Origin of the sequence: Luedemannella helvata (assembly GCF_039528415.1) — a bacterium.
Classification (GTDB): domain Bacteria; phylum Actinomycetota; class Actinomycetes; order Mycobacteriales; family Micromonosporaceae; genus Luedemannella; species Luedemannella helvata.
This window is the reverse complement of the sequence record NZ_BAAALS010000033.1, coordinates 1-22,363: the sequence shown is the minus strand read 5'-3', so window position 1 is coordinate 22,363 and position 22,363 is coordinate 1. Positions and strand designations below refer to the sequence as shown.

Genomic DNA, 22,363 nt, shown 5'->3' with positions numbered 1-22,363 from the left:
GTTCGTCGTCGAATGCCGGACCGGGTGGAACCCGGCATAACGAAGTTAGACGAGCCGCGCGGCTGTGTCGACCGCGCCGCTGCGCGGGGTGGGCGGGCGGCGCCGGCGGCCGGCCGCCGTGGCCACCCGCGAGATGGCCGTGGCCACCTCGGCGGGCCGCTCCAGGCTCAGCATGTGGCCCGCGTCGGGCAGCACGGTCAGCTCCGCGTCCGGCAGGGCATCGGCGATCGTCTGCGCGCAGCGCGGCGGCGTGAGCCGGTCCTGGGTGCCGACGAGGACGCTGACCGGCATGCCGCGCAGCGCCGGCAGGGTGTCCAGGCAGCGGTGCAGGTGAACGGCCGGCCGGAAGCCGCCGATCGAGCTCAGCGGGGTGCGCGACAGGCTGGACAGCGTCAGGCGGACGTCCGCGCGGCGGGCGGTCGCGCCGAACAGCAGCCAGCGAAGGAACGGCAGCAGGCCGGGGGAGAGCGCGCGATGCGGGCGCCAGGCACCCGACCGGGCCAGCAGTGCGGCGCCCGTGAGCTCAAACCGGCGGGCCGCCGCGACGAGCGCCTGCGGGGCGAGGCCGTAGTCCGTGTGGGTCGAGCCCTCGGCGCTGGTGGCGACCAGCACCGCGCCGCCCACGGACGTGGCCAGCACCTCGGGGTGGCGGACGCCCAGTTCGAGGATCGCCATGCCGCCCAGGCTGTGGCCGACGAGCACGGCCCGTTGGCGGGGGGCGAGTTCCAGCGTCAGCACCTCGGCCAGGTCGTCGGCGAGCTGCGCGACGGTCGCCTGCCCGGGCTGGACCCGCGACGAACGGCCGTGCCCGCGCAGGTCGTACGCGATGACGCGGTGTCCCTGACCCACCAGGGTCTCGATCTGTGGCCGCCAGGCGCGCTTGTCCAGCGTCCAGCCGTGCAGCAGCACGACCGCGACGCGGGCGTCAGCCGGTCCGTGCCGCTCGACGGACAGGTGGCCACCGTCGGCCAGCGGGATAGTGGCATCCATGGCACCCTCCCTCCTTCCATTCTGGCGGACAGTGATCGACCTCGCATTACCCATCGGTAAGCTTTAACAACAGTGAAGAGTGCGACAGGCTTGTCACCATGAGGTCCCAGGGCGTTACCCCCCAGAAGGCACTGGAAGTCCTGCTTGCCGGCAACGACCGGTTCACCAGCGGGGCCCCACGGTATGGCCACGAGGTTAGCTCGGAGGCGGCGCGCTCGGTCGAACAGAAGCCGTACGCCGTCGTGGCCGGATGCATCGACTCCCGGGTACCGCTGGAAGCGATCTTCGATCAGGACTTCGGATCCATCGCGGTCGTCCGCTCCGGTGCGCACGTCCTCGACCGGGCGCTCATCGGCTCGATCGAGTTCGCGGTCACGGAACTCTCGGTGCCCCTCGTCCTCGTCCTCGGTCACGAGCGGTGCGGGGCGGTCGCCTCGACCGTCGAGGCGGTGCGGGCGGGCACCCGGCCGCCGGGCGCGCTGTCGTACCTCATCGAGGTCATCGCGCCGTCGGTGACCGGCGCGGAGGCGGAGGTCGCCACGGGCGGCGCGCCCCTCACCGAGGAGGAGCTGGCGGCCCGGGCGACGCGACGCCATGTGCTGTTCACGGTGGCCCAGTTGCGGGCGCTGCCCGTCGTGGCGACCTCGCGTGGCGAGGTGGCCGTCGCGGGTGCCATCTACAATCTTGATTCCGGCGAAGTCGAACTGCTGACCGGACCCTGACGTTTTCCGGTCCGGAGCCGGCAAACTTGACGTATGACCCCCACCGGCGACGCCCACCTCGCGACCGCCGCCGCCGTTCCCGCACCGCGCGGGGCCGCGCCGGCGGTGACCGAGATCGACCCGGGCGTGGTCGCCCAGGCCGCCGACATCGCCGAGCGGGCCGCCGCTGACCGGGGGCTCGTGGTGCGCGAGCTGGACAGCGTCGCCGATCTCGACGCGCTCGCCCTGCTCTTCCAGCGGGTGTGGTCGGCGCCCAACGTCGACCAGGTGATCAATTGCGCGACCATGCGGGCGCTGGTGCACGTCGGCAACTACGTCGTCGGGGCGTACCGGTCGGGGGAGCTGATCGGCGGCTCCGTGGCGTTCTTCGGCCTGGACGGCGACGGAATCGTGCTGCACTCGCACCTCGCGGGCGTCGTCCCGGGTGGGCAGGGCCAGGGGGTCGGCCGGGTGCTCAAGCTGCACCAGCGCGCCTGGGCCCTGCGACGCGGCATCCGGCGCGTGACCTGGACCTACGATCCCCTGCTGAGCCGCAACGCGTATTTCAACCTGCAGAAGCTCGGCGGTCTGCCGGTGGCGTACGAGCCGGACTTCTACGGCGTGCTCGATGACGGCATCAACACCGGCGACGCGACCGACCGCCTCGTGCTGCTGTGGGAGGTGGACTCGCCCAGGGCGGTGGCCGCCGCGCGCGGCGAGCTGACCTCGCCTGACGCCGCCGCGCTGCGGTCGGCGGGCGCGACCGTTCTCGTGGACCGGACAGGCGATGATCCGGTGTCCCCTGATGAGGGGTCACCGCCGTCCGGGCCGGCGTTGCTCGTGGCGCTGCCGGCCGACATCGAGGCCATGCGGCCCAGCCGGCCCGAGGTCGCCGCGGCGTGGCGCTACGCCGTGCGCGACGCGCTGAGCGCGGCGCTGGCGGCCGGCTACCGGTTTGACGGCTTCGACCGGGCCGGCTGGTATGTCCTGGTCAGCGACGAGCGGAGGAGCGGCCAGTGCGACTGACCGGTGTGGAGTTGCGGCGGATCGCCATGCCCCTCGTGGCACCCTTTCGGACCTCGTTCGGCACCGAGGTGGCGCGTGACGTGCTGCTCGTGCGGGCGGTCACGCCCGACGCGGAGGGCTGGGGCGAGTGCGTGACCATGGATGCCCCGCTCTACTCCGCCGAGTACGTCGACGGGGCCGCCGACGTGATCAGCCGGTTCCTGCTGCCCGGGCTGGCCGGCCTCAACGCGGCCGGCACGCTCGACGCGCACACGGTGGAGCCGATCTTCGCCGAGGTCAAGGGCCATCCCATGGCCAAGGCCGCGTTGCAGACCGCGATCCTCGACGCCCAGCTGCGCGCGGCCGGCATGTCCTTCGGCGGCTATCTGGGCGCGGTGCGCGACCGGGTGCCCTCCGGGGTGTCGGTCGGCATCATGGACTCGATCCCGCAGCTGATCGAGGCCGTCGAGAAATACCTGGACCAGGGGTACGTGCGGATCAAGCTGAAGATCGAACCGGGCTGGGACATCGCGCCCGTGCGCGCCGTCCGGGAGCGCTTCGGCGACGAGGTGCTGCTGCAGGTCGACGCGAACACGGCGTACACCCTGGCCCACGCCCGGCACCTGGCCAGGCTCGACGCCTTCGACCTGCTGCTCATCGAGCAGCCGCTGGCGGAGGACGACCTGCGCGGCCACGCGGCGCTCGCCCGATCGATCGCCACCCCGGTCTGCCTGGACGAGTCGATCACCTCGGCGCGGGCGGCGGCCGACGCGATCGCGCTGGGCGCCACCTCCGTGGTCAACGTGAAGCCGGGCCGGGTCGGCGGCTACCTGGAGGCCCGCCGGGTGCACGACGTGTGCGTGGCCAACGGCGTGCCGGTGTGGTGCGGCGGGATGCTGGAGACCGGCGTGGGTCGCGCGGCCAACCTGGCGCTGGCTGCCCTGCCGGGCTTCGTGCTCCCGGGCGACACGTCCGCCTCCGACCGGTACTTCGCCCAGGACGTGACCAGGCCGTTCGTGCTGGAGGACGGGCACGTGGCCGTCCCGGACGGGCCGGGGCTGGGCGTGACCCCGCTGCCGGGCGTCCTCGACGAGGTCACGACGGCGACCACCTGGCTGCCGCTGTAGCCCACGGCCGGCGCGGACAGCGAACGGCCCCCGGACGCCGAGCGTCGCGGGGGCCTTGTGCTGTGTGTCGAGGGTCTCAGCCCTCGAAGACGCCAGCCTCGACGAGGCGCTTCTCGGTCGCGTCCCAACCGTGGGTCGGGTGCGCCGCCGCGAGAGCGACGAACTCGGCACGGATCTTGGTGCCGTGGCCGGCCGCGCTCAGCACGCGGATCTCCTCGACGAAGGCGTCCGAGTCCGTGCGCAGGTGCACCGTCTTGCCGTTGGTCAGGTTGCGCACGTACGCGTGCTTGCCGCCGTTGAGCGGGATGAGGTACTTGAACTCACCGAGCACGGAGAGGGCGCCGCCGGTGGCCTGACCGGCCCGGACTGATGCGCGCGCAGTCTTCGAGGTGTTGTTGGCCACGCCGGGACTCCCTGATGAAATGGTGCGGACACGAAGAGCAGAACAATCCTACCCGACGCTGTCAGCGCGACCGACCGGCCGTGCGACGCCTCACCCGGTTGTGCACTTTTGCCACACTGGCCACAGCAGTCATCATGAATAAGCCAGTGACGTGACCACTTCGGACGACAATCGTTGTACGAGTGAGAGCGCCGCGGACATCTGCGGTACGAGGTCGTAGGGGAAGACGCACCTCGTCCCTGGAGGCCTGCTGTGTCAACCCGTGGCGTCATCTACGTGCACTCGGCGCCGCTCGCCGTGGCTCCCCACGTCGAGTGGGCCGTGGCGCGCGTCCTCGGCACACCGGTGCGGCTCGACTGGAGCCCGCAACCGGTCGAGTCGGCTGCCCGTCGCACGGAGTGCACGTGGACGGGCCGCCCGGGCACGGGCGCGGAATTCGCCGCCGCGCTGCGGGTCTGGCCGATGCTGCGCTTCGAGATCACCGAGGAGCCGTCGCCCGGCGCGGACGGCGAGCGGTTCATGTTCGTCCCCGGCCTGGGCCTGTTCCGGGCCGCGACCAGCGCAAACGGCGATATCCAGCTGGGCGAGGACCTCGTGCGGCACCTGATCGCGACCACCCGCGGCCACGAGGGCCTGGCCCACGCCCTGCAGGGCGCCCTCGGCGCCGCCTGGGACGCCGAACTGGAGCCCTACCGGTACGCGGGCGAGGGCGCGACCCCGACGTGGCTCACCCGCGTCGGGTGAGGCGGCCGGACACGCGAGCGCCCAAGTCGACGGCGCGGCGGCGATGTGGTGGGGTAGGCCGGTGCGCATCGGAGCCTGCAGCCGGGCTGCCCGGAGAGTCGCCGCCGCTGTCGCGGTGGCCGGACTGGCCTGCGCGGGGGCGGCCTGCTCGCCGTCGCCGCGTGCGCCCGGGCCGGCCGTGACCGGGTCCGGCGCGACCGGCGGCCCGCCGTCCGCCCCGGCGACCTCCGCCGCCGACCCCATGCGCGCGCTCGCGGCCGGCCTGACCGACGAGCAGCTCGTCGGCGCGGTGCTGATGCCCACGATCAACCTCGGCGACCCGGCGGCGGTCTCCGCAGCCCTCGTGCGCGACCATCACGTCGGCGGGGTGATCCTCATGGGCTCGCCGCCGGCCGGCGCCGACCAGGTCGAGACCGTGCGCGCGCTCACGAAGGCCCTGCACGGGGCCGCCGACACCCCCGGCGACCTCCCGCTGCTGGTCGGCATCGACCAGGAGTACGGGTTCGTGACCCGGGTGACCTCGGGCATCACGCAGCTGCCCAGCGCGATGGCGTTCGGCGCGGCCGCCCGGCCCGACCTCACCGAGGCCGCCTGGCGGGCGGTCGCCGCCGAGCTGCTGGCCCTGGGCGTCAACCTCGACTTCGCGCCGACGGCCGACGTGCTCGGCTCGGCCGCCAACAAGGTCATCGGCTCCCGGTCGTACGGCAGCGACCCGAAGGCGGTCGCGGCCCAGGTCGCGGCCGTGACGCGTGGGCTGCAGGGCGCCGGGGTCGCCGCGAGCGTCAAGCACTTCCCGGGGCACGGCCGCACGGCCACGGACAGCCACACCGACCTGCCGCTGCTCAAGCAGAGCCGCGCGGCGCTGGGCGCCGGCGACCTGCCGCCGTTTCAGGCCGGCATCGACGCGGGCGCCTGGCTGGTGATGTCCGGCCACCTGGAGGTCGCCGCGATCGACCGGGGCAGGCCGGCGAGCTTCTCGTCCAAGGTGCTGAACGGCCTGCTGCGCAAGCAGCTCGGCTTCACGGGCGCGGTGGTCACGGACGCGCTCAACATGGCCCCCGCGCAGCGGTGGGCGCCCGGCGAGGCAGCCGTGCGCGCGCTCCTGGCGGGCAACGACCTGCTGCTCATGCCGCCGGACCTGGGTGCCGCCCAGCGCGGGTTGCTCGACGCGCTGCGCGGCGGCCGGCTGCCGAGGGAGCGCCTGCTCGACGCGGCCACCCGGGTGCTGACCGTGCGGTCCAAGGTGGCGCCCGCGGGCGGCTCCGGCCTCGACGCCGTGGGCTCCTCACCGAACCGGGCCGCCGCCGCGCGGGTGGCCGCCGCTTCGATCACCGTCCTCAAGGGATCGTGCGAGCCGCCCCTCGTGCGCGGGCCGGTGCGGGTGACGGCGGCGGACGGCCGCGAGGACAAGGCCGCGCTGCTGGCGGCGGCCCTCAAGCGGGCGGGCGTCGCCGCCTCGGTCGGCAGGCGTTCGGATAAACCGGGCAGGTCCACGATCGTGCATCTCGTCGGGTACGGGGACGGCCCGGCGGACCTGCACCCGGCCGCCGCCGTCACGGTCGCCATGGACACGCCGTTCATCCTGGCCCGCGCGTCGTCGCCCGTCCGGATGGCGACGTACTCGTCGACGCCGGTTGCCCTGGAGGCCCTCGCCGACGTGCTGGCGGGTAAGGCGGCCGCACCGGGCCGCTCGCCGGTCGCGGTCGCCGGCCTCGCCCGCAGTTCCTGCGCCGCCCAGTAGGCGCGACCACCGACAAAGCACCCCAATAAGATCCATTTCTCCGGTGCTAAGCTCTCTCACCATCGATCATGAACGTGCGCCGGGCGAGGTGCACCCACCTGGAGCGTCGGACGGGACTGGGCGGATGGGAAGCCTCGTGGTGGAGCGGGCGTCGGCGGACACGGTCGAACGGACCCCGCCGGCCCGGCCGTGGTGGCTGCGCTGGGCGCCACCGGTCGCCGCCGTCGCGGCGTGCGCCGCGATCCTCATCGGCACGGACACGTCGGTGGCCGACCTGGGCCGGTTCGCGGGCTACGTCCTGCTCGCCGTGCTGCTGCCCGGCACGCTCGTCTACCGCGCCCTGCGGCGCACCCCGCACACGCTCGTCGAGGACCTCGCCATGGGTGCGGCGGTCGGCCTCACGCTCGAACTCGCCGCCTGGGCCGTGTTCTCCGCGCTCGACGTGCGCGGCGCGCTGTGGACCTGGCCCCTGGCCGTCGTCGTCGCGTTCGTCGCGGTGCCCCGGCTGCGCCGCCACTGGTGGGTACGCGGCTACCAGCCCGTACCCGTGGGGTGGTCATGGGCGGTGAGCGCCGCGGCCGTGGCCTTCACCGCGTACCTGTCGCAGGTCTTCCTGTTCCGCAACCCGATCCTGCCGACGTCGGAGGCCACCGCGCAGTACATCGACCTGGCCTACCAGCTGTCGCTGGCCGGCGAGGTCAAGAACCACCTGCCCGTGCACCTGCCGCAGGTCGCCGGCGAGCCGCTGCACTACCACTGGTTCGCCTACGTGCACATGGCCATGACCAGCATCATCGGCGGCATCGACCTGCCCGTCGTCGCGTTGCGGCTGGCCGTGCCGGCGCTGTGCGTGCTCGCCGTCGTGCTCACCGCCGTCGTCGGCTGGCGGGTCAGCGGCCGGCCGTGGGTCGGGGCCGTGGCCGCCGCGCTGTTCTGGGTGGTCGGCGAGTTCAACTTCACCGACCCGGTGACGACGCCCATGGGCACCCAGGCGACGTTCGTCATCTGGCACGGCATGTCGATGATCTACAGCTGGGTGCTGCTCATCGCCGTGATCGCGCCGCTGGCCGACATCGTGCGCCGGCAGGATTCGGACAAGCCGGCCGCCGTGCCGTTGATCGGCGCGGGCGCCTACGGGCTCGCCGCGCTGCTGCTGTTCGCCTCCAGCGGCGCGAAGGCCAGCTCGCTGCCGATCGTGCTCGCCGCCCTGCTGTTCACCGTCGTGATCATGTTCGCGGCCCGGCGGCGGATCCCGTGGCGGGTGGGCGCCGCGCTGCTCATCGCCGCGGCCGCCCAACTCTTCGCGACGGTGGTCCTCTTCAACTTCCAGACGTACGGGGTGGCGGTCGGCTTCTTCTCCGGGCTGGAGCGGTTCTGGACCGACTCCGGCAAGACCGGCTGGGCACAGGTCTGGGTCGTCGTGGGCGTGTTCGCCGCGTTCTTCCTCAACCTGCAACTGCGCCAGGCCGGCATCATCGCGCTGCTGTGGCAGCGGCGCATGCGGCTGGAGCCGGTGCAGGTCTTCCTGCTCGGCGGCGCCATCGCCGGCCCGGCCTGCTACTTCGTGTTCACCCAGACCTCGGGCGGCAACCAGTACTTCACCCGGGCCGGGTTCACCTTCGGGGTGATCCTGTCCGCCTGGGGGTACGTCGAGCTGGCCGAGCGGGTGGCCCTGCCCCGGTGGGGTCGGTGGGCGCTCGCGGGCGTCACGGTCGCCTTCGCGGCCGTGCTGATCTGGGCGCAGCTCGCCTTCGCCGGGCCGGTCACCGGGGCGGCGCCCTACTCCCAGCTGCTGCCCATGTTGCAATGGGCCGGCGTCCTCGCCGCTGTGGCCGTCGTGGGCGGCGTCCTGTGGTGGCTGACCGCCCGGTTCGTGCGCGGCATGCGCCGCCGGGGTGGGCTCGTGCTGCTCACGCTCGTGCTCGTCGCCGGTATCCCGGGCCTGATCATGGACTCCGCCAAGTCGCTCAGCGTCCCCAATGGAGGCAGCATCGGGGCCGCCGTACCCATGCCGCGCTCGCAGGTCGACGTCGCCCGCTGGGTGCGCGACCACAGCGCGCCCGACGACGTCATCGCGACGAACCGGCACTGCTGGCGGATGCTGTCGCGCGGGAAGGTCTGCGACTCGCGGACCTTCTGGCTCAGCGCGTACGCCGAGCGGCGGGTGCTCATCGAGGGTTGGGGTTTCGCGCCGCGCATCACCGGCGACTACCGCCAGCCGTTCTGGGACCAGGCGCTGCTCGCCGCCAACGACGCCGCGATCACCGCGCCGACCGCCGAGGGACTGCGGGACCTCTACGCGCGTCACGGGGTGCGCTGGCTCGTCGTCGACCGCGCGGCGGGCACGGAGTCTTCGCAGCTGGCCGCGCTCGCCACGAAGGTCTACGACTCGGGTCCGTTCGCGGTGTACCAGCTGCGCGCGTAAGGGCGGCCGGACCGGCCGCCCTTACGCGCGGTCGCGTTACAGCGGGATGTTGCCGTGCGCGCCGCGGGCCGCGGGCGCGTTGGCGAGCGCCTCGGCGATGCGGCGGCGGGTCTCGGACGGCTTGATGACGTCGTCCACCACGCCGATCTCCAGCGCCCGGCCGACGCCGCCGGCCGTCGCGATCTGCTCCTCCACCAGCTGGGCGCGCAGCGTCTCGCGCTCCTCCGCCGGGGTGGCGGCCAGCTTCTTGCGGTGCAGGATGTTCACGGCCGCGCTGGCGCCCATGACGGCGACCTCCGCGTTGGGCCACGCGTACACGGCCGTGGCGCCCAGCGAGCGGGAGTTCATCGCGATGTACGCCCCGCCGTACGCCTTGCGGGTCACCAGCGTGACGCGGGGCACGACCGCCTCGGCGAAGGCGTGCAGCAGCTTGGCGCCGCGGCGCACCACGCCCTCCCACTCCTGGCCCAGGCCGGGCAGGTAGCCGGGCACGTCCACGACCACGATCAGCGGTACGCCGAGCGAGTCGCACATCCGCACGAACCGCGCGGCCTTCTCGGCGCTGGACGCGTCGAGGCAGCCACCGAGCCGCATCGGGTTGTTGGCGATGACGCCGACCGTACGCCCGGCGAAGCGGCCCAGCGTGGTCACCACGTTCGGCGCCCACTTGGCGTGCAGCTCCACGCCCGGCTCGTCGAGCAGCGCGGTCACCACGGGCTTCACGTCGTACGCCCGGCTGGCCTCCGGCGGGAACAGCGCGGCGAGGTCGTGGCCGTCCGCGTCCGCCTCCGCGTCCGGCACGTCGGCCGGCGAGAGGCGCCCCTGGTGGCCCAGCAACGAGGCGACCGTGCGGGCCGCCTCCAGCGCGCTCGCCTCGTCCTTCGTCGTCACATGGGCCACGCCGGAGCGGCGGCCGTGCGGTTCGGGGCCGCCGAGGCGCGCCATGTCGACCTGCTCGCCGGTGACGCTGCGCACGACCTCCGGGCCGGTGACGAAGATGCGGGCCGAGTCCGACATGATCACGACGTCGGTGAGCGCCGGGCCGTACGCGGCACCGCCGGCGGCCGGGCCGAGCACGACCGAGATCTGCGGTACGCGGCCTGAGGCGCGGACCATCGCGGCGAAGATCAGACCGATGCCGTCGAGGGCGACGACGCCCTCGGCCAGGCGGGCCCCGCCGGAGTGCCAGAGGCCGATGACCGGCACGCGCTCGCGCACGGCGGTGTCGATCGCCTCGGTGATGAGCTGGCAGCCCCCGATGCCCAGCGCACCGCCCATGAGGGTGGCGTCGGTGACGAAGGCGATCACCGGGGCGCCGTTGATCTGGCCCCGGGCGCTGATCACGCCGGAGTTGTCCGGGCCGCTGCGCTCGTCGCGGGCCGCGATGGGGCGCAGCGAGCCCCGGTCGAGGAGAGCCTTGAGGCGTACCTCGGGATCGCGGCGGTCGACGACGGACTCGTCGGCGGTCGGGATGGTGGCGGTCACGGCAACCTCCGGGTCAGGGACGCGTGAAGATGAGGGCGACGTTGTGGCCGCCGAAGCCGAACGAGTTGTTCAGCGCGGCGGGGATGTCCAGTGGCCGCGGCTTGTGCGCGGCGACGTCCAGCGTGAGGCCGTCGTCCGGGTCATCGAGGTTGATGGTCGGCGGTACGACACTGTCGCGGATGGCGAGGACGGTCGCGATGGACTCGACCGCGCCGGCCGCGCCGAGCAGGTGACCCACCATCGACTTGGACGCGGTGAGCACCGGGTGGTCGCCGAGTGCGACCCGCAGCCCGTTCACCTCGATCATGTCGCCGGTCGGCGTCGAGGTGGCGTGCGCGTTGACGTGCGCGATGTCGGCCGGCGACAGGTCGGCGTCGGCCAGCGCCTTGCGGACGGCCCGGACGAAGCCGGAGCCCTCCGGGTCGGGCTGGACGATGTCGAAGCCGTCGGACGTGACGCCGGAACCCGCGAGGCGGGCGTACACCCGCGCGCCACGGGCAGCGGCGTGCTCGGCGCTCTCCAGGACGAGCACGCCCGCGCCCTCGCCGAGGACGAAGCCGTCGCGGCCCTTGTCCCACGGCCGGGAGGCGCGTTCGGGCTCGTCGTTGCGGGTCGACATGGCCCGCGCGGCGGCGAAGCCCGCGATCGGCAGCGGGTGCACGACCGCCTCGGTGCCGCCGGCCACGACGATGTCGGCCCGGCCGGAGCGGATGATGTCCAGGCCCAGCGCGATCGCCTCGGCGCCGGTCGCGCACGCGCTGGCCACCGAGTGGACGCCCGCCTTGGCGTGCAGTTCCAGGCCGACCCAGGCCGCGGGGCCGTTGGGCATGAGCATGGGCACGGTGTGCGGGGAGACCCGGCGGGCGCCGCTGGCTTCGAGGATGTCGTCCTGGGCGAGCAGGGTCTGCGCCCCGCCGATGCCCGTGCCGACACTGACCGCCAGGCGCTCGAGGTCGACGTCGGCGCCGTCGAGCCCGGCGTCGGCCCACGCCTCCTGCGCCGCGATCAGTGCGACCGCCTCGGAGCGGTCGAGCCGGCGCAGCTTCACCCGGTCGATCTTCTCGGACGGTTCGACCAGGAGCTGTGCCGCGATCTTGACCGGCAGGTCGGCGGCCCACTCCTGCTCGATGGCGCGCACGCCGGACCGTCCGGCGAGCATGGCTTCCCAGGTCGACGCGACATCCCCGCCGAGCGGGGTGGTCGCGCCGAGCCCGGTGACGACTACGTCTGGACGCGTCACGTTCGGCCTTCTCACGTTTCTGCGGGGGGCGACCGGTCGGCCGCCCCCGCTACCGAGGCGGCCGACCGGCCGCCAGGACGACAGAGCAGCTCAGGCTGCCTTGAGGATGTAGGAGACCGCGTCACCGACGGTCTTGAGGTTCTGGACCTCCTCGTCGGGGATCTTCACGCCGAACTTCTCCTCGGCCGCCACGACAACCTCGACCATCGACAGCGAGTCGACGTCCAGGTCGTCGGTGAAGGACTTCGCCTCGGCCACGTCGTCCGGGTTCACCCCGGCGACCTCCTCGAGGATCTCGGCGAGGCCGGCGGTGATCTCTTCACGGGTCATGTGCGGTGCTTCCCTTCTTTGGGGTCTGTCCGGGCGAGCGGTCTGCCGCCCGGCGACGTTTCGGTCACGGGCAGCGGACGACCTGCCCGGCGTACGTGAGGCCGCCGCCGAAGCCGAACAGCAGCACCGGGGCGCCCGAGGGCACCTCGCCGCGCTCGACCAGCTTCGACAGGGCCAACGGGACGCTCGCGGCCGAGGTGTTGCCGGACTCGACGATGTCCTTGGCGATGACGGCGTCGGTGAGGCCCAGGCGCTTGGCGATGCCGTCGATGATGCGGGTGTTGGCCTGGTGCGGGACGAACGCCGCCAGTTCGGCGGGCGCGACGCCGGCGCGCTCGCACGCCCGCAGCGCGATCGGCGCGAGCGCCGTGGTCGCCCACCGGAAGACCGCCTGGCCCTCCTGCTGGATGTACGGGCGCCAGCCCTCGATCCGGATCGCCTCGCTCGGCGCGGAGCCCCACACGACCGGGCCGACGCCGGGCCGCTCGCCCTCGGCGTCGGCGGTGATCACGGCGGCGCCCGCGCCGTCGCCGAAGATGATGCACGTGGACCGGTCGGTCCAGTCCGTGATGTCGGAGAGCTTCTCCGCGCCGATGACCAGGGCGTTGCGCGACGCGCCCGCGGTGATCGCGTGGTCGGCGGTCGCCAGCACGTACGAGAAGCCCGAGCAGGCCGTGTTGAGGTCGTACGCGGCCGGCGCGGTGATGCCGAGGCGCGCCGCGACCCGGGCGGCGACGTTGGGGCAGCGGTCGATCGACGACGTGGTGGCGACGGCGACCAGGTCGATGTCGGCCGCGGTCAGCCCGGAGCTGGCGAGGGCCTTCTCCGCGGCGGCCGAGGCCATGTCGGCGACCGACTCGTCCGGCGCCGCGATGCGGCGGGTGGCGATGCCGACGCGGTCGCGGATCCACTCGTCGTTGGTGTCGACCATCTGCGCGAGGTCGTCGTTGGTGAGCACCCGCGACGGCTGGTAGTGGCCGAGGCTCATGATCCTGCTCATAGGTGGCCTCCGATGCGGGCGAGGGGCTGCCCGGGGGCGACCGGGTCTTCGTGGTGGGCGAGCCATTCGACGAGGACGCCCGGGTCGTGCGCGAGCACCTCCGTGCGGCCCTGGCGGGTGACGATGTGGCCGATCACCTGGTTGTCGGTGACGTTCGTCCCCTCGTCCAGCCCGTCGAGCGGCTCGAACGTCCCGGCCACCGGCGCGACCGCCACGAGGAACGCCATCGTCGGCTCGTGGCTGGGCGCCACGGCGTGGCGGGCGATGAGGTCCCGGGCGGCCTTGAGGTCGTCCGGGGTGTTCAGGGTGACGATCTCGGGCAGGTTGTCCTTGAGCTCGCGCTTGACCAGCCCGGCCAGCGTGCCGGCGGGCGGCAGCTCGATGACCGCCGTGACGCCGAGGTCGGCCATGGTGCGCATGCACAGGTCCCAGCGCACCGGCGCGGTCACCTGGGCGATGAGCCGCGACAGCATGGTCGGCCCGTGCGCGACCGCGGCACCGTCCGCGTTCGACAGCAGGATCTTGTGCGGGTTCGTCGCCGTGATGCCGCCGGCCACGGCGGCCAGGGCCTGCTCGGCCGGCGCCATGTACGGCGTGTGGAACGCGCCCGCCACCTGCAGCGTGATGATGCGCGCCCTGGCCGGCGGGGCGGCCGCGAGCTTCTCCAGTCCGGCCTGCGACCCGGCGGCCACGACCTGGCCGGCACCGTTGCGGTTGGCGGGGGTGAGGCCGGCGGCGTCGATCGCGGCGAGCACCTCGGCGGGGTCGCCGCCGAGCACGGCGCACATGCCGGTGGCCTCCAGCGCGCAGGCCGCGGCCATCTCGCGCCCGCGCACCCCGGCGAGCGTGACGGCCGACTCGGGGGTGAGCACGCCCGCGATGCTGGCCGCGCCGAGCTCGCCGACGCTGTGGCCGGCGACCAGGCCGACGTCGTCGAGGGGGAGTTGCCCCGCCGCGAGCAGCGCGGCGGCGACCAGGAGCGGCTGGGTCTTGGCGGTGTCCTTGATCTCGTCGGCGTCGGCCTCAGTGCCGAGGTGGACGAGGTCCGTCCCGGCGAGGGCCGACCACCAGCGCAGGCGGGCCTCGGCGCCGGGAAGTTCGAGCCATGGAGCGAGGAAGCCGGGCTTCTGGGCTCCCTGTCCGGGAGCGAGTACGGCGAGCACGACTACGACTCTTCCGGATACCACTGGGTTAGTTCGTGCGCACAGTCCACGAAACCCAACGACTATCTTTGTAGGAAGTCTCCAAAACGTAGACTCAGGTCACATTTGACTGACCGGTATGTCGCTATCCGGGGTCACGTCCAACGCCGGGGCGATCGGCGGGGGCGGCGCCGGTACGGCCGGATCGAGCCGCCCGATCGTCAGCGCCACGCGCAGCGCGAAGGCGTCGCGTGACGTCGTCGGCGTGAGCCCGGTGATCTCCGCGATCCGCCGCAGCCGGTAGCGGACCGTGTTCGGGTGCACGTACAGGGCGCGGGCGGCGCTCTCCAGCACGTTGCCGGCCGTGAAGAACCCGTCCAGGGTCTCCAGCAGCTCCCCGCCCGAGCGCACGAGCGCGCCGTAGATCTCCTGCCGCAGGATGCGCCGCGCCTCCGCATCGCCCGCCAGGGCCCGCTCCGGCAGCAGCTCGGTCGCCGAGACGGGCCGGGGAGCGCTCGGCCACGCCGGTACCGCCCGGAACCCGGCCAGCGCCGCCCGCGCGGACTCGGTCGCCTCGTCCAGGCTCGGCACGGGCGGCCCGACCACCACGGGACCCTCCCCGAACGCGGCCAGCAGCCGCTCCGTCGTGTGCACCGGGTCGTGCGTGCCCCCGAGCACCAGCACCAGCCGGTCGCCGTGCACGCCGCCGATCACGTCGACCCCGATGCGGCGGGCCAGCCGGTGCAGCACGTGCAGTACGGCCGCCGCCTCCCCGCCCGGCGAGCGTCCCACGGCCACGGCCACCGGCGACGTGTCGCCCCAGTTCAGCGCTGCCGCCCGGCTGGCCAGCTCGTCGGCGGAATCGCCGCGCAGCAGCGCGTCCACCAGCAGGGCCTGCAGCCGCGCGTCCCAGGCGCCCCGCGAGTCCGCGGCCCGCGCGTACACCCGGGCGGCCGCGAACGCCACCTCGCGCGAGAAGCGCAGCATCGCGTCGGACACCGCGCGTTCCTCGCCCGGGGCGGCCAGGTGTGCCACCTGCATCTCGACGACGTCGATGGTGACCTGGATGAGCTGCACGGTCTGTTGCAGGCTGATCGACCGGGCCAACGCCCGCGGTGCCGCGTCGAAGATCTCGTCGGACACCTCCTGGGTGCCGTCCGCCTGCCGGCCGGACTCGCGCAGCCACTCCACGAAGGAGCGCACGCCGGCCTGTGCCACGAGCATGACCCAGGCGCGCTGGTCGGCGGGCAGCTCGCGGAACCACGGCAGGACCTCGTCCATCCGCGCGACGCTCGCCGTGGCGAGCCCGCCCGCCGCGCGTTCGATCATCCGTACGCTCTCGGTCAGCTCGCCGTCCGCCCCACCTGCCGCCATCGGACCAGCCTCGCACGCCGGCTCGTGACCCCGCACGCCACGCCGTGCGATCATGGTCCGATGCGGGGCGGCGGGCGCGGATGGTGGCCGGCCGCGATCCTGTGCGGGCTCGCGCTCGTGGCGCTGACGCTCGCGGTGCAGACCTCGTGGGGCCCGCTCGCCACGCTCGACCAGACCATCAACACCCGGTTGTACGTCTTCGGCGCCGCCCACGGCACCTGGACCGCCGTCTGGAAGGTGATCACGCACGCGGGCGCCTCGGCGTTCGGGCTCCTGGTCTGGCTGGTCGCGGTCGTCGTGCTGGTCCGGCTGGGCCGCCAGCGGGACGCGCTCGCGGTGTCGCTCGCGGTGCTGGCGTCCCAACTGGTGTTCCGCGCCCTGCGACTGCTGGTCTACCGCCCCCGCCCGCCGGCCTTCTTCGTCCAGGTCGAGCCGCCCAGTTTCCCCAGCGGCCACACGATGGCCGCCGCGACCGGGGCGATCCTGCTGACCATCCTGATCTGGCCCGCCGCGCGTCGCGCGTGGTCCCGCGTCGCGCTGGTCACCGGCATGATCGCCTGGGCCGGCCTCGTGGGGGTGAGCAGAGCCGTGCTCTGCGTCCATTGGCCGAGCGACGTCGTGGGCGGCTGGCTGTGCGCGGTCGCGCTCGTCCCCCCGGCGTACGCCCTCGCCACAGCTGTGACCGCCGCCCGCCGGAAGGACTGACACGACGGCGCGGGCCGCGACGTGCGGCCCGCGCCGATGACGAACGCGCCGGTCAGCCGGGCGGCCGGGCTGTCCACGATGGCGCGTCGCAGCACGTGGCCATGTCGAAGATCCATCCGAGGCGGACGATGCCGGTCAGGTCGGGTCCGCGTTGACGCGTACCCGGTCGCCGGCGCCGTCGGAGAGGAACGACGCCAGGCGCTGTCCCTCCTCCTCGACGGCGGAACGCTCGCCGCCGGTGAAGCCGCGCAGCGGGAACACCGTGACGGCCTCGGCCTCGACGCGCCACGTCGCGGCGACCCGGCCGTCGACCAGGACGACGCGCTCGCCGGCGACCGACAGGCCCCGGTCGGCGTCGTCGATGATCCGGCTGCGGTCGTCGTACCCGAGGATCGCGTTGTCGAACGCCGGCAGGAACCGCACCGGCGCGGGCGTGTCCGGGTCGGGGCGGGGCGCGCCGGGCAGGTCGAGCAGCTCGCGACCCCGCGTGTCGCGGAAGGTGACCAGCTCGCCGCGCATCGCGGCGACCGTCGCGGGCAGCCCGGCCACCCCCGACCAGGCGCGGATGTCGGCCGTGGCGGCCGGACCGTACGCGGCCAGGTAGCGCCGGACCATCGCCTGGCCGGCCGGGTCGTCCGGAGCGAGCGGGTCGATGTCGCGGCCGAGCCACGCGACGAGCGGCAGGTTGCGCACGCCCGCCTTCGTGCGCCAGACCCCGCGCGGCGGCACCTGGACCATCGGAACGAGGGCGCACACCAGCATCGCGCCCAGGGCCTGGGGCGGCACGGCCGGCCAGTGCTGCGCGACCGCCCGGACCAGCTCGGCCATCGTGCGGGGTACGCCGTCGGCCAGCACCGCCCGGCCGACCTCGGCGAGCTTGCCGAGGTCGACGTCGACGAGGTCGCGGCGGAACGCCCCGAGGATGCGCTGGCGCAGCATCGCGTTGTGGCGGGCCCGCCACGCCAGGGCGTCGTCGGCGGTCAGCAGGTGCAGGGTCGCACGCATCAGGTGCGTGCGGACCACCTGACGACCGAGGAGGAGATCCGACAGCGCCGCCGGGTTGAACGCCCGCACCCGCGACCAGAGCCCGACGAACGGCTCCTGCGGCTCCTGCGCCTGTAGCCCGCACACGTGCGCCACCGCGTCGAGCGCCGGCAGGTCGGCGCGGTCGAGCAGCAACTGCCGGGCCAGGGTCGCGCGGTTGAGGGCGCGGGCGTCCAGAGTGGTCATCGATCAGGTCGCCCTCTGGCCGTCGATGGACTCGCGCAGGATGTCGGCGTGCCCGGCGTGCTGGGTGGTCTCAGCGATGACGTGCAGCAGCACCCGGCGCACGCTGTAGACCTCGCCCGGCTTCCAGGGCGCGTCCGGCACCGGATGCGTCGCGGACAGGTCGGGCACATCTGCGATGATCTTCTCGGTGTGCGCGGCGACGTCCGCGTAACGCGCGAGGACCCCGGCCAGCGTCTCACTGGGCAGCAGGCGAAAGCCGTTCTGGTGGTCGATCAGCCACTGCGGCACCTCCCGCGCGGTGCCGGCCTCGATGTCGGCCCAGGTCACCCCGTCGGGCAGGTCGAAGCTCATGGCCGACGGTCCCTCCACCACGAACCGCAGCCAGCGCTCCTCCATGGCCGCGACATGCTTGACCAGCCCGGCCAGGTTGAGGGCACTGACCGTCGGGCGCAGCCCGGCCTGCTCGTCCGTGAGGCCACGGGTCGTGTTGATCAGGGCGGTACGGGCGATCGCCAACTCCGCGAGCAGGTCCGCCCGCTCGGCCTCGAGCGTCGTGGTCGTCATCGTCATCAGATCCTTCCGGTCGGATGGGTACGGGATCACCCTCGCACCGGAAGCGGTCAGGATCTGTCCTCTTCTCCCGGCCATACTGGCGACATGCCGAAGACCTCCGCGCGCCTGCTGGCGCTGCTCTCCCTGCTGCAGGCGCGCCGGGACTGGCCGGGGTCGCTGCTGGCCGACCGGCTGGCCATCAGCCCGCGCACCGTCCGTCGCGACGTCGACCGCCTGCGCGAACTCGGCTACCCGATCGTGGCCACGAAGGGTCCCGAGGGCGGCTACCGGCTCGGCGCCGGCACGAACCTGCCGCCGCTGCTCTTCGACGACGAGCAGGCCATCGCGCTCGCCGTCGCGTTGCAGACCGCGGCCACGACCGGAGCCGGCATCGAGGAGGCCGCGACGCGCGCGCTGAACACCGTCCGGCAGGTCATGCCCGCGCGGCTGCGCCACCGGGTCGACGCGCTGCGCGTCACCGCGGTCGACCGTGTCGGCCCCTGGACGAATCCCCAGGTCAATCCCGAGGTACTGGTGACCCTCAGCGCCGCTGTCCACGCCCGCGAGGCGCTGCGCTTCGACTACGCGACCGCGGCCGCCGGCGCCCCTCCCCGGCGGGTGCACCCGCACCACCTGGTGACCTGGAGCGGGCGCTGGTACCTCGTGGCCTGGGATCTCGACCGCGACGACTGGCGCACGTTCCGGGTCGACCGGATCGCCCCGCGCACCCCCACCGGGCCCCGCTTCACGCCCCGCGACCTGCCGGGCGGGGACGTGGCGGCCTTCATCGCCGCGAGGTTCCAGGGCTCCGCCCGCGTGTTGCCCTGCCGGGGCGAGGTGATCCTCGACCTGCCCGCCGGCGTGGTGTCCAGCTACGCGGGCGACGCCCTCGTCGAGGAACTGGGTCCGGACCGCTGCCGCGTCATCATGAGCGCCTGGTCATGGCCGGGCCTCGCGGCCGCCCTCGGCCGGTTCGACGCCGACATCGAGGTGGTCGGCCCACCGGAACTGAAGACCGCGTTCGGGCACCTGGCCCGCCGGTTCGCGGCGGCGGCCGGTCACTCGTCGGCGGCCGGGGAGGGCAGCACCGGCAGCGTGCGGGACCGGCGCGGGCGGGGGTAGGCGGCCGCCGCGTCCGCCAGGCGTACGGCGTGGTCCTGTTGTTTCTGCCAGTGACCGTAGAGCGCGCCACGGCGGCTGAGCCGATCGACCTCGCGGATCGTCTCCGCGTCCACGCGGCCGGGCGGAGCGTCGCGCCACGGCGTACCGGGCAGCGGCATGAACGTGTGCGCGTGGATGCGCGCCCCCAGGTCGGCCAGTTCCCGGGCGAGCGCCAGTGACTGGTCCACCTCAGCCGGGCCCTCGCCCGGCATCCCGAAGATCATGTCGACGTTGATGCGGAACCCCTCCTGGATGCCGACCCGCACCGCTCGGCGCACGGCCTCCACGTCGTGGCCGCGCTTCGCGGTCTCCAGCACGTCCGCGGAGCCCGACTGCGCGCCGACGATCAGGTTGTCGTTGGCGCAGTACCTGCGGACCAGCCGCAGCGCCTCGACGGTGATGTGTTCGGGCCGGATCTCGGACGGGAACGAGCCGAAGAACACCCGCCCGTCCGGGCCGATCTCCTCCTTGCACGCGGCGAGCAGCTCCTCCACGGCGGCGAGGTCGGGCGTCTCATCCTGAGTGCCGTAGGACAGCGAGGTCGGCGTGATGAACCGGACGTCGCGCAGCCGCGCGGCGCGCATCCGCCGCACGTGCCAGCGGACATTCTCGACGGACCGGTGGCGGAACTTCGCGGAGAACATGAACGGCGTCTGGCAGAACCGGCACGCGTAGACGCACCCACGGGTGATCTCGATCGGGTTGAACCGCTTGTACGTCACCGGAAACGCCCGGTACCGGTCCAGCGGCGCCCGATGGGCCCGCCCGGTTTTCACGACCTCCCCGGCCGCGTCCCGGAACACCAGCCCGGGCACGCCCGCGAGGTCCTTCCCGCCGCCGGCCGCGTCCACGAGCCCCAGCAGCGTGGCCTCGCCCTCACCCACGGCGGCCACGTCCCACCCGGCGTCCAGCGTCCGCACCGGTTCGGCGGTCGCGTGCACGCCGCCAGCGACGTGGATCACGCGCGGGTCGTCGACCGCAGCCTTGATGCCGGCCAGTTCGGCGGACAGCGCCTCGGCATCGGGCGAATAAAAAGACCACAACACGAGTACGCGCGCCGCGCCGCTGAGCGCGGTCTGGATCTCGGCGGTGGTCGTGGCCGCATCGGTCCCGAAGCGCACCTCGTACCGCACCGGCGTCTCGTGCTCCTCCAGCGCGGCGAGCAGCGTGTGATGCCCGTACGTCACCGCCTTGCGGTAACGCAGCACGATCGACAGATCCACCCCGCCGACCCTACTGACCCGGGGGCCGGCGGGAGGCCACGGGTCAGCCCACCGGCGCGACCCGTCGCGGCCGGGTCGGACGCCGGCAGGGCCCGGTCGCCGTCGGTGCTCTCGTGCCGGGCGGCCACGCCGTCGGTGCTCTCGTGCCGGGCGGTCGCGCCGTCGGCGCTCTCCTGGTGGCGGTCGGGCCGTCGGTGCTCCGTCCTGCCGGCGGGGTCGCGGGCGCTCAGCAGGCGGAGCGGGCGCCCGCGACCGCGCCGGGGCGGACGGTGTCGCGCAGCTTGCGCAGGGTGGCGAGGAAGGCGGCCAGCTCCTCCGCGTCAAGGCGGCCGGTGAACCAGTTGTCGATCATGTCGAGGTGGCCGGGCAGGACGCCGTTGAGGCGCGCGAGGCCCTCGTCCGTGATACTGGCGAGCAGGCCGCGGCGGTCAGTGGGACAGGCGAAGCGCCGCACGAGGCCGTCGCGCTCGAGCCGGTCGACGACCCGGGTGATGCCGCTCGTGGTGAGCAGCGTCTGGGTGGCGAGGTCGGTCATGCGCAAGGCCTGTGCGGGCGTGCGGGCCAGCCGGAGCAGCACCTCGAATTCGACCGGGGCGAGGCGGTGCTCGGCGAACTGGGCGGAGAATTTGGCGTTGAGGCCACCGATGACCTCGGCCAGCAGGCCCATGGCCGTGATCCGGTCGTCGTCGTAGCGGGCCGGGTCGTGCTCGGCGGCGGGCGGGGCGTTCGTGGAGGCAGGGAGGTGTGCTGTCACACAGCTATCCTAGCAACCCTTGACATGGGGATTATTGCTCAGACTATTATTGTTGCGTCAGACATCGTCTGTACAAGCTTCAGCTCATGGAGGATTACGCAATGACCACGCCTGCGCTCGCTACCCGCGACTACCAGGGCACCACGATCCCGGTCGCCGGCACGTTCGCCCTCGACCCGGCCCACACGAGGGTCGGTTTCGTTGCCCGGCACCTCATGGTCTCCAAGGTCCGGGGCGCGTTCGAAGAGGTCACCGGCACGGTCACCGTCGGCGAGGACCCGCTCGCCTCGTCCGTGAACGTGACGATCGCCGCCAAGAGCGTCAACACCGGCCAGGCCGACCGGGACAACCACCTGCGCAGCGGCGACTTCCTGAACGTCGAGGCCCACCCGGAGCTCACCTTCACCAGCACCCGCGTCGCGGAGTTCAAAGGCGACGAGTTCACCCTCGTCGGCGACCTGACCATCGCCGGCGTCACCCGCGAGGTCGAACTGGAGGTCGAGTTCGAGGGCGTCGCCAAGAGCCCTTGGGGCCAGGAGGTCATCGGCTTCACCGCGTCGACCGAGATCGACCGCGAGGACTTCGGCCTCACCTGGAACCAGACCCTGGAGACCGGCGGCGTGCTCGTCGGCCGGAAGATCAAGATCGAGATCGGCGCCGAGGCTATCCGCCAGGCCTGATCTGCCCCCGTCCCCCCCGGGAGCGGAAGGGGCCGCCAGCACCCGCTGGCGGCCCCTTCGCCGTCCGTCGGACCCGCTGTCCGCACCCCGCACAGCCCTGCGCCGACCCCGCCCCGTTCCGACCCGTATCCACCGCGCCCACTCCCCGCGCCGCCCACCCCCCACGCCGCCCACGCACCCGCCCGCCCCGCCCGCCCGCCCGGCCCCGTTCGCCCGCCCGCCCCGTTCGCCCACCGCCCGCCCCGTTCGACGTTTGGGTGGTTTCGCGTGTCAAATTGACCCCGGGTAAGGCGCCAAATCGTCCAAATCATCGGGCCCGTGGCCGGGCGCCCTGGAGGCGCGAAAATGGGG

At 73.5% G+C, this 22,363-nt stretch carries 21 protein-coding genes; 9 read left to right on the top strand and 12 right to left on the bottom strand.

Annotated features, from left to right (window positions below):
• Positions 1-45: 45 nt before the first annotated feature.
• Positions 46-990, bottom strand: a complete 945-nt coding sequence (locus tag ABD191_RS25040) for an alpha/beta fold hydrolase (RefSeq protein WP_344087018.1) — start codon at positions 988-990, stop codon at positions 46-48.
• Positions 991-1,088: 98 nt separating this feature from the next.
• Here ABD191_RS25040 and ABD191_RS25035 point away from each other — a divergent pair, with 98 nt between their 5' ends.
• Genes ABD191_RS25035 through menC form a run of 3 tightly spaced genes read left to right on the top strand, consistent with a single transcriptional unit; the run spans position 1,089 to position 3,823 of the window.
• On the top strand, positions 1,089-1,712 hold the full coding sequence (locus ABD191_RS25035; RefSeq protein ID WP_344087015.1) for a carbonic anhydrase: 624 nt from the start codon (positions 1,089-1,091) through the stop codon (positions 1,710-1,712).
• A gap of 33 nt (positions 1,713-1,745) precedes the next feature.
• Positions 1,746-2,717, top strand: coding sequence for a GNAT family N-acetyltransferase (locus ABD191_RS25030; RefSeq protein ID WP_344087012.1), 972 nt, complete (start codon positions 1,746-1,748; stop codon positions 2,715-2,717).
• Positions 2,708-3,823 (top strand): o-succinylbenzoate synthase, encoded by a 1,116-nt coding sequence (gene menC / locus ABD191_RS25025; RefSeq protein ID WP_344087009.1) that lies wholly within the window; start codon positions 2,708-2,710, stop codon positions 3,821-3,823. The genes ABD191_RS25030 and menC overlap by 10 nt, the downstream gene beginning before the upstream one ends.
• Before the next feature lie 76 nt (positions 3,824-3,899).
• Here the strand turns inward: menC and ABD191_RS25020 are convergent, their stop codons facing one another.
• On the bottom strand, positions 3,900-4,226 hold the full coding sequence (locus ABD191_RS25020; protein ID WP_344087006.1) for a hypothetical protein: 327 nt from the start codon (positions 4,224-4,226) through the stop codon (positions 3,900-3,902).
• A gap of 252 nt (positions 4,227-4,478) precedes the next feature.
• On the opposite strand from ABD191_RS25020, the gene ABD191_RS25015 reads away from it, so the two are divergent.
• The 3 genes from ABD191_RS25015 to ABD191_RS25005 all read left to right on the top strand — a co-directional run bounded on the left by ABD191_RS25015 (position 4,479) and on the right by ABD191_RS25005 (position 9,136).
• A complete protein-coding gene (locus ABD191_RS25015; RefSeq protein WP_344087003.1) occupies positions 4,479-4,970 on the top strand; it encodes a DUF3145 domain-containing protein in 492 nt (163 codons plus the stop codon).
• Positions 4,971-5,013: 43 nt separating this feature from the next.
• Positions 5,014-6,711, top strand: coding sequence for a glycoside hydrolase family 3 N-terminal domain-containing protein (locus ABD191_RS25010; RefSeq protein ID WP_425560850.1), 1,698 nt, complete (start codon positions 5,014-5,016; stop codon positions 6,709-6,711).
• Between the two features lie 124 nt (positions 6,712-6,835).
• Entirely contained in the window at positions 6,836-9,136 is a 2,301-nt protein-coding gene (locus ABD191_RS25005; RefSeq protein WP_344086998.1) for a hypothetical protein, read from the top strand.
• A 36-nt stretch (positions 9,137-9,172) separates the two neighbouring features.
• On the opposite strand, the gene ABD191_RS25000 is transcribed toward ABD191_RS25005, so the two are convergent.
• From ABD191_RS25000 to ABD191_RS24975, 6 genes are all read right to left on the bottom strand, one after another.
• Entirely contained in the window at positions 9,173-10,621 is a 1,449-nt protein-coding gene (locus ABD191_RS25000) for an acyl-CoA carboxylase subunit beta (protein WP_344086995.1), read from the bottom strand.
• A gap of 13 nt (positions 10,622-10,634) precedes the next feature.
• Positions 10,635-11,861, bottom strand: coding sequence for a beta-ketoacyl-ACP synthase II (gene fabF / locus ABD191_RS24995; RefSeq protein ID WP_344086992.1), 1,227 nt, complete (start codon positions 11,859-11,861; stop codon positions 10,635-10,637).
• Between the two features lie 90 nt (positions 11,862-11,951).
• On the bottom strand, positions 11,952-12,191 hold the full coding sequence (locus ABD191_RS24990; RefSeq protein WP_344086990.1) for an acyl carrier protein: 240 nt from the start codon (positions 12,189-12,191) through the stop codon (positions 11,952-11,954).
• Positions 12,192-12,255: 64 nt separating this feature from the next.
• A complete protein-coding gene (locus ABD191_RS24985) occupies positions 12,256-13,191 on the bottom strand; it encodes a beta-ketoacyl-ACP synthase III (RefSeq protein WP_344086988.1) in 936 nt (311 codons plus the stop codon).
• A complete protein-coding gene (locus ABD191_RS24980) occupies positions 13,188-14,354 on the bottom strand; it encodes an acyltransferase domain-containing protein (RefSeq protein ID WP_344086984.1) in 1,167 nt (388 codons plus the stop codon). Before ABD191_RS24980 ends, ABD191_RS24985 begins: the two co-directional genes overlap by 4 nt.
• Positions 14,355-14,453: 99 nt before the next feature.
• Positions 14,454-15,707 carry a PucR family transcriptional regulator gene (locus ABD191_RS24975; protein ID WP_344086981.1) on the bottom strand — a complete coding sequence of 418 codons (1,254 nt, stop codon included), beginning with the start codon at positions 15,705-15,707 and terminating at the stop codon, positions 14,454-14,456.
• A 60-nt stretch (positions 15,708-15,767) separates the two neighbouring features.
• Here ABD191_RS24975 and ABD191_RS24970 point away from each other — a divergent pair, with 60 nt between their 5' ends.
• Positions 15,768-16,412: a phosphatase PAP2 family protein gene (locus ABD191_RS24970; protein WP_344086978.1), complete on the top strand. Its 645-nt coding sequence runs from the start codon at positions 15,768-15,770 to the stop codon at positions 16,410-16,412.
• A 135-nt stretch (positions 16,413-16,547) separates the two neighbouring features.
• Here ABD191_RS24970 and ABD191_RS24965 read toward each other — a convergent pair whose 3' ends face one another.
• A complete protein-coding gene (locus ABD191_RS24965) occupies positions 16,548-17,642 on the bottom strand; it encodes a winged helix DNA-binding domain-containing protein (RefSeq protein ID WP_344086975.1) in 1,095 nt (364 codons plus the stop codon).
• 3 nt (positions 17,643-17,645) lie between these two features.
• Positions 17,646-18,206 (bottom strand): DinB family protein, encoded by a 561-nt coding sequence (locus ABD191_RS24960; protein ID WP_344086972.1) that lies wholly within the window; start codon positions 18,204-18,206, stop codon positions 17,646-17,648.
• A gap of 93 nt (positions 18,207-18,299) precedes the next feature.
• Between ABD191_RS24960 and ABD191_RS24955 the strand changes: the two genes are divergently transcribed.
• The gene (locus tag ABD191_RS24955) at positions 18,300-19,316 is read left to right on the top strand and encodes a helix-turn-helix transcriptional regulator (RefSeq protein WP_344086969.1); all 1,017 of its coding nucleotides are present in this window, start codon (positions 18,300-18,302) and stop codon (positions 19,314-19,316) included.
• Here ABD191_RS24955 and ABD191_RS24950 read toward each other — a convergent pair.
• The gene (locus ABD191_RS24950; RefSeq protein ID WP_344086967.1) at positions 19,253-20,578 is read right to left on the bottom strand and encodes a TIGR04013 family B12-binding domain/radical SAM domain-containing protein; all 1,326 of its coding nucleotides are present in this window, start codon (positions 20,576-20,578) and stop codon (positions 19,253-19,255) included. The two genes, ABD191_RS24955 and ABD191_RS24950, sit on opposite strands and share 64 nt — an antisense overlap.
• 226 nt (positions 20,579-20,804) lie before the next feature.
• Complete coding sequence (locus tag ABD191_RS24945; RefSeq protein ID WP_344087101.1) at positions 20,805-21,245, bottom strand: MarR family winged helix-turn-helix transcriptional regulator; 441 nt, start codon at positions 21,243-21,245, stop codon at positions 20,805-20,807.
• Between the two features lie 188 nt (positions 21,246-21,433).
• Here ABD191_RS24945 and ABD191_RS24940 point away from each other — a divergent pair, with 188 nt between their 5' ends.
• Positions 21,434-22,012, top strand: a complete 579-nt coding sequence (locus ABD191_RS24940; RefSeq protein WP_344086964.1) for a YceI family protein — start codon at positions 21,434-21,436, stop codon at positions 22,010-22,012.
• Positions 22,013-22,363: the final 351 nt, after the last annotated feature.

Excerpts from the sequence above, each read along its gene's own strand:
- ABD191_RS24975 (WP_344086981.1), bottom strand. The coding sequence starts at position 15,707 with ATGGCGGCAGGTGGGGCGGACGGCGAGCTGACCGAGAGCGTACGGATG.
- ABD191_RS25040 (WP_344087018.1), bottom strand. The coding sequence starts at position 990 with ATGGATGCCACTATCCCGCTGGCCGACGGTGGCCACCTGTCCGTCGAG.
- ABD191_RS24965 (WP_344086975.1), bottom strand. The coding sequence starts at position 17,642 with ATGACCACTCTGGACGCCCGCGCCCTCAACCGCGCGACCCTGGCCCGG.
- ABD191_RS24960 (WP_344086972.1), bottom strand. The coding sequence starts at position 18,206 with ATGACGACCACGACGCTCGAGGCCGAGCGGGCGGACCTGCTCGCGGAG.
- ABD191_RS24990 (WP_344086990.1), bottom strand. The coding sequence starts at position 12,191 with ATGACCCGTGAAGAGATCACCGCCGGCCTCGCCGAGATCCTCGAGGAG.
- ABD191_RS25005 (WP_344086998.1), top strand. The coding sequence starts at position 6,836 with ATGGGAAGCCTCGTGGTGGAGCGGGCGTCGGCGGACACGGTCGAACGG.
- ABD191_RS24985 (WP_344086988.1), bottom strand. The coding sequence starts at position 13,191 with ATGAGCAGGATCATGAGCCTCGGCCACTACCAGCCGTCGCGGGTGCTC.
- ABD191_RS24970 (WP_344086978.1), top strand. The coding sequence starts at position 15,768 with ATGCGGGGCGGCGGGCGCGGATGGTGGCCGGCCGCGATCCTGTGCGGG.
- ABD191_RS24940 (WP_344086964.1), top strand. The coding sequence starts at position 21,434 with ATGACCACGCCTGCGCTCGCTACCCGCGACTACCAGGGCACCACGATC.
- ABD191_RS24945 (WP_344087101.1), bottom strand. The coding sequence starts at position 21,245 with ATGGGCCTGCTGGCCGAGGTCATCGGTGGCCTCAACGCCAAATTCTCC.
- ABD191_RS25030 (WP_344087012.1), top strand. The coding sequence starts at position 1,746 with ATGACCCCCACCGGCGACGCCCACCTCGCGACCGCCGCCGCCGTTCCC.
- ABD191_RS25010 (WP_425560850.1), top strand. The coding sequence starts at position 5,014 with ATGTGGTGGGGTAGGCCGGTGCGCATCGGAGCCTGCAGCCGGGCTGCC.
- ABD191_RS25035 (WP_344087015.1), top strand. The coding sequence starts at position 1,089 with ATGAGGTCCCAGGGCGTTACCCCCCAGAAGGCACTGGAAGTCCTGCTT.
- ABD191_RS24955 (WP_344086969.1), top strand. The coding sequence starts at position 18,300 with ATGCCGAAGACCTCCGCGCGCCTGCTGGCGCTGCTCTCCCTGCTGCAG.